The organism is Streptomyces sp. NPDC048424, from assembly GCF_040651555.1.
Classification (GTDB): Bacteria; Actinomycetota; Actinomycetes; order Streptomycetales; family Streptomycetaceae; genus Streptomyces.
Genome location: NZ_JBEZKE010000006.1, coordinates 151,304 through 163,559 on the forward strand (window position 1 = coordinate 151,304; position 12,256 = coordinate 163,559).

The following is a 12,256-nucleotide window of genomic DNA, read 5'->3' on the forward strand; positions in this document are numbered from 1 at the left end:
GCGGCGCCCCCCCGCAGGGGTGCGCCGCGCCCCAGCCCGACACGCGTACCCACGCCCCGCCCCGCCCCTTCCCTTCCCTTCCCTTCCCTTCCCGTCCAGGAGGACCCCGATGACCGTCACCGCACCATCCGTCCCCGCCGCCCGGCAGGTACTGCCCGCCGAGGAGCGGTACGCCGCCGAACTCGACTTCCTCGCCGCCCAGGACCCCGGCCCCCGGCCGCCCGGCTGGGCCCTCACCCCGCGCGCCGTCGTCACCTTCGTCTGCGGCAGCGACGGAGCCGAGCTGGCCCTGCCCAAGCGCCGCGCCGGGCTCCCCGCCAAGCTGGCCATCGCCCCCAAGTTCGTCGGCGAACGCGCCCTGGTGGAGCGCTGCGTCGTCACCCTCGCCGGAGAGCGCGGCCTGCTCCTCACCGGCGAGCCCGGCACCGCCAAGTCCATGCTGTCCGAGCTGCTGGCCGCCGCCGTCAGCGGCACCAGCGCCCTCACCGTCCAGGGCACGGCCGGTACCACCGAGGACGCCTTCCGCTACGGCTGGAACTACGCGCTGCTGCTCGCGCAGGGGCCCAGTTCCGGAGCCCTGGTCGACTCCCCGCTGCTCTCCGCCATGCGCACCGGACGCGTGGTCCGCGTCGAGGAGATCACCCGCTGCCTGCCCGAGGTGCAGGACGCGCTGGTGTCGATCCTGTCCGACCGGCGGATCAGCGTGCCCGAACTGACCGCCACCGAGGACGCCGTGGTCTCCGCGGCCCCCGGCTTCACCGTCATCGCCACCGCCAACCTGCGGGACCGCGGCGTCTCCGAGATGTCCGCCGCCCTCAAGCGGCGCTTCAACTTCGAGACGGTCGCCCCGATCGCCGACGCGGACGCCGAGGCCACGCTGATCCGCCGGCAGGCGGTCGCCGCCGTCGAGCGGGCCGGCGCGGCCTTCGGCGTCGACGACGCCGTCCTCGACGCGCTCGTCACCGTCTTCCGCGACCTGCGCTCCGGGCGTTCCGCCGAGGGCTGGGACGTGGAGCGCCCCGGTACGGTCATGTCCACCGCCGAAGCCGTGCAGGTGGCGGCCTCGCTCGGGGTCGCGGCCGCGTACCTGCCGGGCGGGGACGTGCTGGACCTGCTGCCGGGGCACCTGCTGGGCGTGGTCCGCAAGGACGACCCGGCCGACCACGGCCGCCTCCTCGGCTACTGGGACGGCCCGGTGCGCCGCCGCGCCGAGGACGGTTCGGCGATGTGGCGCCGCCTCTGGGACCTGCGCGGGAGCCTGCGTTGACGCACACCGACCCGCGCGCGGCGGTGGACGACCTCGCCGCGACCCGCGAGCCGTACCTCATCGGGGTGCGCCACCACAGCCCGGCGCTGGCCGCCGTGGTGCCCGAGCTGCTGGACGCCTCGGGCGCGGACGTGGTCTGCGTCGAGCTCCCGGCGGACTTCCAGCCGTGGCTGGAGCACCTGGCCGACCCGGAGACCGTCGCCCCCGTCGCCCTCGCGGGCACCGACGGCGACGGCCGCCTGGCGTTCTACCCGTTCGCCGACTTCTCCCCGGAACTGGCCGCCATCCGCTGGGCCCGCCGCACCGGCGCCACCGTCCTCTGCTGCGACCTCCCCCTCCCGTCCCCCGCCTGGACGGCCGAGCCCGCGGAGCCGGCCCCGGCCGGTCCCACGGGCCCGGACCCCGACCCGGCGGTCACGGCGGGGCCGATCCCGGGCGGGGCGAAGCCCGTCGGCTCGACCCCGTACCCGGCAGGCCCCGACGCTGCGACTCCGGCGGAGTCGGGCTTCGAGCCGGATGCGCGGGCGCCGCGGGGGCGGTCCTTCGCGGACGCGCTCACCGCCGCCGGTACCGGCCGGGACGGTGACGATCTGTGGGACCGCGCCGTCGAGGTCCTCGCACCGGGCTGTTCCCCGGAAGCCGTGCGCCGGGCCGCGCTCGGCGTCGGCTGGGCGCTGCGCGCCGACTCCACCCCACCGGCCAGGGACCTGGCCCGCGAGTCCCACATGCGCTCCGTCATCGCCGGCGCCACCGCCGCGGGCCACCGGGTGGCCGCCGTGATCGGCGCCTTCCACGCCCCGGCCCTCCTGGGCGCGGACGCCTCCGCCGCAGACCCGGCGCGCGCCGGCGCCACAACGAGCCCGGCCGCTGCCGACGGCGCCCGCCAGGGTGCCGGAACCGGCCCGGCCGCCGCCGACCGCACCCGCCCGGGTGTGGCAGCCGGGACCGGTCCTGCCGATGCGGACTCCTCTCTTGCGGGTGTTGACGCGGGGGCCGGCCCGGCCGCTTCCGACCCCACGCTCCTCGACGCGAGCGCCGGGACCGGCCCGGCTGCTGCCGACGGCGCCCGCCAGGGTGTGGCTGCCGGGACGGGTCCTGGCGCTGCGGACTCCTCTTTTGCGGGTGTGGACGTGGGGGCCGGGGCGGTCGCTGCCGACCCCACGCTCCTCGACGCGAGCGCCGGGACCGGCCCTGCTGTTGCCGACCGCGCGCGCCAAGGTGCCGGGACCGGCCCCGCCGAGGTGGCGCCGGCCCGTGCGGGTGTGGGTGCCGGGCCCGTTGCCGTCGCCCCGGCGGGCGCGGGCGCCGGGGGCGGGTCCGCCCCCGTGGGCACGGGGCTCGTTGAGGCAGCCCCGGCCCTCGTAGGCGTGGACGCCGGGACCGGGTCCGGCGGTGGCGGCGCGGGGGCGCCGGTCGGCGGTTCGGTGCCGGGGCCTCGGGCCGCGAGGACGGCGGATGCCGGTCCTGGCGCAGGGGCGGAGGGGGCCGTCACCTCCTTCGTGCCGTACTCCTTCGACCTGCTCGACTCCCGCTCCGGGTACCCCGCCGGGATCCGGGATCCGCTCTGGCAGCAGGCCGTTCTGGAGGCCGGCGGGGACCCCGGGCGGGTCCGGGAGGCGGCCTCCGTCGCCGTCGTCCGGCTCTGCCGGGAGCTGCGCCGGGCCGGCCACACCGCCGGCACCGGCGAGGCCGCCGAGACCCTGCGGCTCGCCTGCGACCTCGCCGTCCTGCGCGGGCTGCCCGCCCCCGGCCGCGGCGAGCTCCTCGAAGCCGTCACCACCGTCCTCGGCCAGGGCGAACCGCTCGGCCGCGGCCGCGCGCTGGCCCGCGCCCTCGAGGCCGTGCTCGTCGGCACCGCCCGCGGGCGGATCACCCCGCACGCCCCCCGCTCCGGCCTCGGCCCCTCCGTCGAGGCCGAGCTGACGGAACTGCGGCTGCCCGGCCCCGACGAGCCCGCCTCCCGCGAGGTCCGCCTCGACCCGCTGCGCTCCGCCCTGGACGGCCGCCGCGAGGTCCTGCTGCAGCGGCTCCTCGTGTGCGGGGCCTCCTACGGGGAGCCCCTCACCGTGGCCGCCACCGGCGACGGCACCGCCCTCGGCACCAAGTGGCGGCTGTCCTGGACGCCTTCCGTCCCGGCCCGCCTCGATCTCGCCGGGGTCCGCGGCGTCACCGCCGCCCAGGCGGCCGCCGGAACCCTGCGCGACACCGCCCGCCGGGCCGCCGCCGACGGTGGGCCGACCCCGGCGCAGATCCTCGCCGGGCTGGCCGCCGCCGCGCGCTGCGATCTGCCCGAGCTGGTCGACGTACGCCTCCACGAGGCGGCCACCGCCCTGCCGCAGACGGCGACCCTGCCCGAACTCCTCGACGCCCTCGACCTCCTGGAGGCCCTGCACCGCGGCCACCTCCCCGGCACCTCGGACGGGTCCCGCGCCACCGCCGCCGCCCTCACCGCGGACCTCCTCGAAGCGGCCGTACGCTCGCTGCCCGGCCTCGCCGGCAGCGACGACCCCGCCGACGCGGCCGCCCTCGTGGCCCTCGCCGACCGCGCCGCCGCCCACCACCTCGGCCTGCGCACGGACGAGGCCCTCGCCGGCCTGGCGGCCTCCGCGTCCCCGCTGATGCAGGGCGCCGCCCTGGCCGTACGGGTCCTCCTCGACCTCGACCCGGCCGCCGGGCTCGGCGACCGCGCCGCCGGATGGATCGACGCCGCCGGCACCGCCGACAGCAGGCGCGCCCTGACCCGCCGGCTCGCCGGACTCCTCACCGCCGCGGGCCCGTTGCTGGGGTCCTCGCCCGCCGCCCTGACCCCGCTCCTCGCCCGCGTCGAGAGCCTCGCCGACCAGGACTTCCTGGACCGCCTCCCCGCGCTGCGCGGCGGCTTCGACGCCCTGTCGCCCGCCGCCCGCGACCGGCTGCTGGACACCGTCACCGAGCGGCTCGGCGACCGGATCGACCTCGCACTCGACGCGTCGCCCGCCCTGCTCGCCCTCTGGGCCGCGGCCGACGCCGCCGGCCTCGCCGCGCTCAAGGCCCTCCCGCTGCCCGCAGCGGAGGCACCCGCCCCGGGCCCGGACGTTCCCGACGCCCCGCCCGCCGGGACCCCCGAGGCCGAGGAACACCGGCTCGCCCCCGCAGACCGCTGGCGGCTGCTGCTCGGCCGCGAACGCGACCGCCTCCCCGCGGGCGCCCGCCGCTACGCCCACGCACTGGACGAGCTGTACGGCACCGGGCGCGGCGAAGGCGCGTCCGACCTCGACTCCGGCCAAGGGGGCGGCCAGGGCGGCGGCCAGGAGGCCTCCTTCCCCACCGCCCGCGAGTGGTCGCAGGAGCTGGAGGCACTGTTCGGCGCGGACGTACGGGAGGAAGTGCTCGCCGGCGCCGCCGAAGCGGGCCGCACCGACGTGCTCGCCCAGCTCGACCCGGCGACCGTACGGCCCTCCGTGGAACTGCTGAGCTCCGTACTGTCCCTGGCCGGCGGGCTCCCGGAGGCCCAACTCGCCCGTCTGCGACCCCTGGTCAGGCGGCTGGTCGACGAGCTCGCCAAGGAGCTGGCCACCCGCCTGCGCCCGGCCCTCTCCGGCCTCGCCACCCCGCGTCCCACCCGCCGCCCCGGCGGCAGACTCGACCTGGCCCGGACCCTGCGCGCCAACCTCGCGCACACCCGGCGACGGGCCGACGGCACGGTCGTCGTCGTACCGGAGCGGCCCGTCTTCAGCACCCGGGCGAACCGCGAGGCCGACTGGCGGCTGATCCTCGTCGTCGACGTCTCCGGCTCGATGGAGGCGTCCGTCATCTGGTCCGCGCTGACCGCGGCCGTGCTGGGCGGCGTACCGACCCTGTCCACCCACTTCCTCGCCTTCTCCACCCAGGTCGTGGACTTCACCGACCGCGTCGACGACCCGCTCTCGCTGCTGCTGGAGGTCCGCGTCGGCGGCGGTACGCACATCGCCGCCGGCCTCGCGCACGCCCGCACCCTGATCACCGTCCCCAGCCGCACCCTCGTCGTGGTGGTCAGCGACTTCGAGGAGGGCGCCCCGATCGGCGGGCTCCTCGGGGAGGTCCGCGCGCTGGCCGCCTCCGGCGCCCACCTGATGGGCTGCGCCGCGCTCGACGACGCGGGAACGCCCCGGTACTCGGTCCCGGTCGCGCGGCAACTCGTCGCGGCCGGCATGCCCGTGGCAGCCCTCAGCCCCCTCGCCCTCGCCCGCTGGGTGGGCGACCGCCTCCGTGGAGAGTCCCGTTGAGCACCGAACTGCCGCCCGTCGCACCCGAGGTGCTCGCCGAAGCGGTCGAGAACCTCACCGCCCGCCTGCGCAAGAAGCTGGACGCCGCCACCGAGGGCTGCGTGGCGGGCGCCGCCCGTGAGGCGGACGGCAGCGTCACCGTCCGCTTCGGCGAGGACGCCCTCGTCACCCTGCGCCCGGGCCCTTCGGGCACCGTCACCGAGGCCGGACAGGCCACGTGCAGCTGCCTGTTGGCGCCCCGCTGCCTCCACCGGGCCGCCGCACTGGGCGCGGCCCCGCTCGCGGACGCGGCCCCGCCGCCACCGCCCGTGGAACGGCCCGAGGCGGAAGCCCCGACGGAGTCCGGGCCCGGCGGGTCCGCCGGGTCCGCCGGGTCCGCCGAGCCGGCCGGCCCGGCACCGGCCCTCACCCAGGCCCAGCTCGGCGCCGCGGCCGCGCTCTGGCACGCCGCAGCCGAAGCCCTCGCCGCCGGAGTCACCGCCGGCGGCGCCGTGGTCCAGGCCGAGCTGCTGCGCGCCGCCCACACCGCCCGCCTCGCCGGGCTGCCGCGCGCCGAGGCCGCCGCCCTCCGGGTCGTACGCGGCCTGCGCGCCGCCCGGGAACGCCGGGCCACGCAGCGGCTCGGCGCCCTCACCGACGCCTTCCGCGAACTCCTGCACACCGCCGGCGTGCTGGCCTCCGGAGCGGCCGACCCCGCGCTGACCGGCACCGCCCGCCGCGCCTACGCGCCCGGCGGCAGCCTCCAGGTGCACGGCCTGTGCCGGGAACCGGTGCTCTCCGCCACCGGATACGGCGGAGTCGTCACCCACCTGCTGGCCCCCGACGGCGCCCGCTACTCGGTGTCCGACGTCCGCCCCGGCGGCCTGGCCCGCGCCCGCGGCGCCGGCTCCGCCTCCGTCGCCCTCGGCGGCGCCACCCTCGACCACGCCGGTCTCGCCCGCGGCGGCCTGCGCATCGTCGGCGCGACGGTCTCCGCCGAGGGCCGGCTCGGCGCCGGACGCGGGGTCAGGGCGACCCCGCTGCGCGGCACGCTCTGGACCGAGCAGCCCGCCGCGCCGCTCTTCGCCCGCCCGCCCGCCGAGGCCGTCGCCGAGCTGCTGGCCGATCCGGAGGGAGCCGAGTCCGCGCTGCTCGGCTGCGACGTCACCGTCGTGGGCGCGGCCGGCGAACACCTCCTCGTCCGCGAGGCACGCCCGGACGCCCCGCTCCTGCGGCTGCTGCCCGCGCACCCCCACCCCGAGCTGCCGCACACGGCGAACCTGCGCCGGATCGCCGCGCACCCCGGGCTGCGGCTGCGCGTCCTGGGCCGCCCCGACCTGGACCGCGCCGCCACGCTGCGCCCCCTCGCCGTCGGCCCGGTGCCCGGCGCGCCGTACACGCTGCGGCTGCCCGAGGAATGGCTGGGCCGCGCCGACCTCGGCTACGACCGCCTCCAGGGCATCCACTTCCCGCCACCGGCCGACGCCCCCGGGCAGGTCCCGGCGGCCGAGGGACAGGGGCCGGACCCGCTGGCCGACTCCCCGCTGTGGCGAGTACGCCGCCTCCTGGAGACCGGGGTCGCGGGCGGCCGCCGCGCCGTCGCCGAAGCGGGCCGCGGTACGGCGCCCCTGGCCTCGTTCGGCCCGCTGCGCCGGGCCGGGCTCACCGCGGCCGCGGAGCTGTCCGCGGCCCTGGCCGCCGAGGCCGACCGCCGCCCCCGCAACGCCTTCGGCCGGCTCACCGACCCCTCGCCCGACGGGTACGCCTGGGCCTGGCTGGCCGCGGCCACCCACCTCGCGGCGGCGGAACGCTCGCTGGTCGCCGCGTCCTGGGCCGCTATGCCGAACGGAGCCACGCCCACAGGGCGGTGAAGTCCGCCCCGCCCAGCCCACGGCCGGGATCCACGCGGTGCAGGAGCGCCCGGCCGGGGTGCCGGGCGGCCACCCAGTCCCGGTCGGCGCCGGTGATCTCGTCGTCGACCCAGACGAAGGGCCGTCCGGCCGCGTGCGCGACGAGGGCCGGGGTCTTCCAGTGGATCCCGCCCCGCCCGTCGGCGTCGGACGGCTCCGGCCAGGCCACCAGCGGCAGCTCCGGGAGGCCGAGCCGGGGCGCGACGCACTCGTTGGCCTCCGCCATCCAGGTCGTGGCCCACCACAGCTCGCACGGCAGCGCCGCCAGCCGCGGCCCGAGCGCGGGATCGATCCGGGCGAGCAGCGGATCGGCACCGTCCCCGGGCGGGTACGGCCCCGCGCCGAAGGGGATGAGGGGGCCGTCGACATCGAGGTAGAGGAGGGGACGGACCAGGGAACCGGTCATGATCCCACCGTAGTACCGTCGTGCCGGTGGCAGAGAACGCGGGCGTGATAGAGCGGATTTGGCGGTACCCGATCAAGTCGACAGGCGGCGAACGGCTGCGCGGCGTACGGGTCGACGAGCGCGGCCTGGCGGGCGACCGGCTGTACGCGGTGCGGGACGCCGAGGGGAAGTTCGGCTCGGGCAAGAACACCCGGCGCTTCCGGCGGATGGACGGGCTGCTCCACCTGAGCTCCCGCTACGCGCCCGGCGACCAGGAGCCGGGCCTGCCGGAGCTGATCGACCCGCACGGACGCGTGGTGGCCGACCCCACGGCGTACCTCCGCACCCACCTCGGCCGCGACGACGTCGAGCTGGCCCGCGAGGGCGAGGTCTCGCACTTCGACCAGCTGCCGCTCAGCGTCCTGACGACGGCCACCCTCGACTGGATCCGCGACGAGGTGCCGGAGGTACCGGTCGACGAACGCCGGTTCCGGCCGAACCTCCTGCTGCGCACCCCGCCCGGCACCCCGCCGTTCGTCGAGGACGAGTGGATCGGCCGCAAGGCCCGGGTGGGAGACGCCCTCCACATCGAGTTCCTGCGCTCCAGCGAGCGGTGCGTGATGACCAACCAGGCGCAGCAGGACCTTCCGCACTCGCCGCTGATCCTGAAGGCCATCGCCAAGGCGCACGACAACCGCCTCGACATGCTCGCCCGCGTCATCACACCGGGAACGGTCCGGGTCGGGGAGCGCGTCGTCCTCGCGTAGCGGCCGCGATCAGGTGAGCCGGGGCGGAACCGGGACCGCCCGGATCACCTCTTCATGGCCAAAGGGGGAGAGTGGATGGTCATGACAATCGCAGCGAGGTCCGTGACGGGACGCGTGGTGGTGGCGGGGCTCCTGTGCGCCGTTCTGGCGGGGTGCGGGACCACCCGGGCGGGGCAGGCCGCGCCGCCCGCCGGCGTTCCCACGCTCGCGCCGGCCGAATGCGATCTCGACGTGCCGACGGACGAGGGCAAGGGCGGCGACGCCGGCCCCCCGACGGACCAGCAGACCGGCGGCTACGCCGGTCCGCCCACGGACGAGGACACGGGGGCACCTGCCGGTCCGCCCACGGATGAGGACACGGGTGCACCTGCCGGTCCGCCCACCGATGAGGACACGGGAGCTCCCGCCGGTCCGCCGACGGATGAGGACACGGGTGCCCCTGCCGGTCCGCCCACCGACCAGGAGACCGGCGGATACGTGGGCCCGCCCACCGACGGCGAGATGGGCAATGGCGGCGGCCCCTGCGGCCCGGCCGACTGGTTCGACATGACCCGGGACTTCAACGCCTACTACGACAAGCGCCGCACCGACCAGGACAGCGACATCCGCCTCAGGGAGACCCGCGTCCGCAAGGTCCGCGCGGAAGGCGAGGCACGCATCACCTTCACCACCGGGCAGGTGGGCAAGGGCGCCGCCGAGGACGCCCGCCGGATCGCCGACGTCTTCACCGCATGGCGGCGCCAGGTCTACGGCGACACCGGCACCCTCACCCTCCGCGCCCACGACTACGACGTCATCACCCAGAAGTGGTGACTCCGGGCCACTGCGCGTCCCAGAGCGCGCAGTGGTGTTCGGCCCGCGCGTCCACCGTACGGATCCCGCCCGCGCCCGGCGCCAGGGACAGCACGGACGCCGCCGACCGGTGGCGCGGCCACTCCGGGGCCCCCGGCGCCGTCGGAACGCCCGTGCGGGCGAATCCGGTCCAGTAGCCGGTCATCCGGTCCGCGAGCTGCTCCTGCGGGGCGCTCAGCGGAGCCATCGTGAACAGGTACGGCAGTTCGAAGCCGTGGGAAGCGCCGTACGGCAGCCCCGGCACCTCCGGCAGGCCGGTGAAGTTGGGCGCGCCACGGTCGCTGAACCGGTACTCGTACGTCGGCACGTGCCGGGCCAGCGCCGCGCCGTCCCGCAACGCCGGGCAGATGAACGAAGCGTCCGACAGCAGCGTGGCCCACGCGACGGCCGGGGTCGGGTAGGCCGACACCGGATAGCGGGCCTCCACGGCACGGGCGGCCGGGGCGCCGAAGGACAGCTCCAGCCGGGCCCGGTACGTGGCTTCGTCGCCGATCGGATACGCGGCCAGGGTCTGTGCGACGAAGATGCGCATCTCGTCCTGGTTGCTGCCCTGCATCACCGGCACCCGGTGGAACCGCCCGGCCTCCAGCGCCCGCCGGGGCTCCAGCGGCAGCGTGCCGTTGCCGTAGGAGACCAGGGAGAAGCGCTGCATGAGGTCGGCGGTCGCGAGGGTGTCGGAGTCCCGGCGGCGCAGGCAGTCCAGCACTCCGGTGGACCGGCCGCAGCCGAGCCGGGCCGCCGCCAGGGCGCCCTCCTCGACCGTGCGCCGCTCGGGCACGAAGGGCTCGTACCGGCCGAGGCCGGGCAGCACCGTCCCGGGAAGCATCGTGGTCGAGCACGACCCGCTCTGCACGATCGCCTTGTGGAAGAGGCCCGCGGAGGGAGGTGAGGCGAGGTGGGCGCAGACGCTGAGGGCCCCCGCCGATTCACCGAAGAGGGTGACGTTGCGCGGGTCCGCGCCGAAGCGCTCCGCGTTCGCCCGCACCCAGCGCAGCGCCGCCCGCTGGTCCGCCAGGGCGAAGTCGGGGGCCCCGCCGAGCTCCGGATGGGCGAAGAGGCCGAAGACGCCCAGCCGGTAGTTGACCGTCACCACCACGGCCCCGCCCCGCTCGGCCAGCCGGTCGGGCCGGTAGAGGTCGCCCGCGCCGTTGACGAAGCCGCCGCCGTGGAACCAGACCATGACGGGCCGGAGCCGGCCCGAGGCATCACGGCCGCCGGCCGGAGCGGTGACGTTGAGGTACAGGCAGTCCTCGGAGCCGCTCGGCCCGCCCGACCCGACCGGCGGCAGCTGCACGCAGCGCGCCCCGGGCGCCCCGGCATCGCGTACGCCCTCCCACCGCGCCGCCGGCTCGGGGAGCCGCCAGCGCAGGGGGCCGATCGGGGGAGCGGCGAAGGGGATCCCCTCGAAGGTGTTGTACGCGCCGTGCGTCCGGCCGCGTACGGGTCCCCGGTCGGTGCTCACCACGGGTTCGGTGTCCACGGCGGGCCGCTCCGGCGGAGCCGCGGCGCCCAGCAGGAGCAACACGACCGGCAGCAGCAGCGAGCACCGTCGTCGGACCTGGCGCATGTCGGGCACTCCGACGACCTTTCCCCGTGGAAGCCGGGTGGGCCCGGGCGGCCACCGTGGACACCCCCGTTTGCCCGCCCCGAATGGCGCAGTGAGCAGAACAGGCACTCAATGTAACAAAGCGTGCGCTTCCCATGACGCACGATGACCGGCGCGCGATGTGTAGACCCGCGCGTCGGCGAACGGAGCTTTCCATGAATGACCCCATCACCCTCGCGACGACGCCCAACGAAGACCGCCGCGGGACCCCCGACTCCACCGCACCGGACGCGCCGGACGCGCCGAACACACAGCGCATGCGGACCCTGCTGGACGCGGCGGCCACCTGCCGTCCCCTCGAGGAGGTCACCGCCCTGGTGAGCCTCCTCAAGGAGGGCGGCCGGCTGCCCGACGCCGGACACGAGGCGCTGCGCACGGCCGCCGTGACCCGGCCCGTACAGGACGTGGAACGGATGGTCGCCCTCCTGGGCGAGTCGCCGCACGAGGTGGTCGAAGCGGACATCACGCTGCGCGCCGCCGCCGTCGGACGGTCCATCGAGGACGTGGCCCTGCTGGTCACCATCCTCGGGAAGGACGAGCCCGGTACGGCGGACCGGCAGCGCCGGGCCGGTCCCCCCGAGCAGGACGACGAGGAGCGCCACCACGAGTCCGAGGACGAGCCGTACGACGAGCGGTTCGACGAGCCGTACGAGCTGCCGTACACGGAGCTGTACGACGCGCCGTACCAGGAGCGGCGCCCGGAGCGGCAGCAGGAGCGGCCCCAGCGGCAGCACGACCCGCGCCGGCGCACCGCCCCCGTCGCCGAACAGGCCGGCTCCCCGGCCCTGCGGCACGTACTGCGCTGGCCCGTCGCGCTCGCCCTGCTCGTCAGTGGTGCGCTGCACCTGCCGAACGACCTGACGGCCCTGCCGTCCGCGGCCCCCGCCGACTTCCTGCCCCTCCTCGTCGCGGTGCTCTGCCTGGGGATCGGGGCGCTCGTGGCGCTCCGCGACACCCCCGGGGTGTGGCGGGCCGGCGCGGTCACGGGCACCGCGGTCGTAGCCCTGCACGTCCTCGGCGGATCGGCGGGCTTCGACCCGCTGGCCGGCGCCGTGGGCTCCACCCTGGCCTGGGCGGGCGTCACCGTCGTGCTGTGCGCGGCGGCCGGCGCGGTCCTCGCCGGACTGGCCCTGAGGAACCGTCAGGAGAACTCGGCCTGACCCGAGGCCCCTCCGCCCGACCGGCACCCCGCGCCCCGTGCGCGGGGTGCCGTGTCATGTGTGTCGTCATGTGTGTCGAGTCAGGC

The 12,256-nt window shown here is 77.2% G+C and carries 8 protein-coding genes; 6 read left to right on the plus strand and 2 right to left on the minus strand.

Features of this window, described 5'->3' with window-relative positions:
• The first annotated feature begins 109 nt into the window (after nucleotides 1-109).
• From AB0D29_RS11140 to AB0D29_RS11150, 3 genes are read left to right on the plus strand one after another with little or no spacing between them, the layout of a single operon-like run.
• Entirely contained in the window at nucleotides 110-1,267 is a 1,158-nt protein-coding gene (locus AB0D29_RS11140; protein WP_362853335.1) for an AAA family ATPase, read from the plus strand.
• Complete coding sequence (locus AB0D29_RS11145; protein ID WP_362853337.1) at nucleotides 1,264-5,511, plus strand: DUF5682 family protein; 4,248 nt, start codon at nucleotides 1,264-1,266, stop codon at nucleotides 5,509-5,511. Before AB0D29_RS11140 ends, AB0D29_RS11145 begins: the two co-directional genes overlap by 4 nt.
• Nucleotides 5,508-7,361: a hypothetical protein gene (locus tag AB0D29_RS11150; protein ID WP_362853339.1), complete on the plus strand. Its 1,854-nt coding sequence runs from the start codon at nucleotides 5,508-5,510 to the stop codon at nucleotides 7,359-7,361. The genes AB0D29_RS11145 and AB0D29_RS11150 overlap by 4 nt, the downstream gene beginning before the upstream one ends.
• Here AB0D29_RS11150 and AB0D29_RS11155 read toward each other — a convergent pair.
• The gene (locus tag AB0D29_RS11155) at nucleotides 7,327-7,806 is read right to left on the minus strand and encodes a hypothetical protein (RefSeq protein ID WP_362853340.1); all 480 of its coding nucleotides are present in this window, start codon (nucleotides 7,804-7,806) and stop codon (nucleotides 7,327-7,329) included. The genes AB0D29_RS11150 and AB0D29_RS11155 overlap by 35 nt on opposite strands.
• Before the next feature lie 26 nt (nucleotides 7,807-7,832).
• Here AB0D29_RS11155 and AB0D29_RS11160 point away from each other — a divergent pair, with 26 nt between their 5' ends.
• Nucleotides 7,833-8,552, plus strand: a complete 720-nt coding sequence (locus AB0D29_RS11160; protein WP_362853342.1) for an MOSC N-terminal beta barrel domain-containing protein — start codon at nucleotides 7,833-7,835, stop codon at nucleotides 8,550-8,552.
• Nucleotides 8,553-8,633: 81 nt separating this feature from the next.
• Nucleotides 8,634-9,365 carry a hypothetical protein gene (locus tag AB0D29_RS11165; RefSeq protein WP_362853344.1) on the plus strand — a complete coding sequence of 244 codons (732 nt, stop codon included), beginning with the start codon at nucleotides 8,634-8,636 and terminating at the stop codon, nucleotides 9,363-9,365.
• Here AB0D29_RS11165 and AB0D29_RS11170 read toward each other — a convergent pair.
• Entirely contained in the window at nucleotides 9,349-10,971 is a 1,623-nt protein-coding gene (locus AB0D29_RS11170) for a carboxylesterase family protein (protein ID WP_362853346.1), read from the minus strand. The two genes, AB0D29_RS11165 and AB0D29_RS11170, sit on opposite strands and share 17 nt — an antisense overlap.
• 194 nt (nucleotides 10,972-11,165) lie before the next feature.
• Here AB0D29_RS11170 and AB0D29_RS11175 point away from each other — a divergent pair, with 194 nt between their 5' ends.
• Nucleotides 11,166-12,170 carry a hypothetical protein gene (locus tag AB0D29_RS11175; RefSeq protein ID WP_362853348.1) on the plus strand — a complete coding sequence of 335 codons (1,005 nt, stop codon included), beginning with the start codon at nucleotides 11,166-11,168 and terminating at the stop codon, nucleotides 12,168-12,170.
• Nucleotides 12,171-12,256 lie beyond the last annotated feature (86 nt).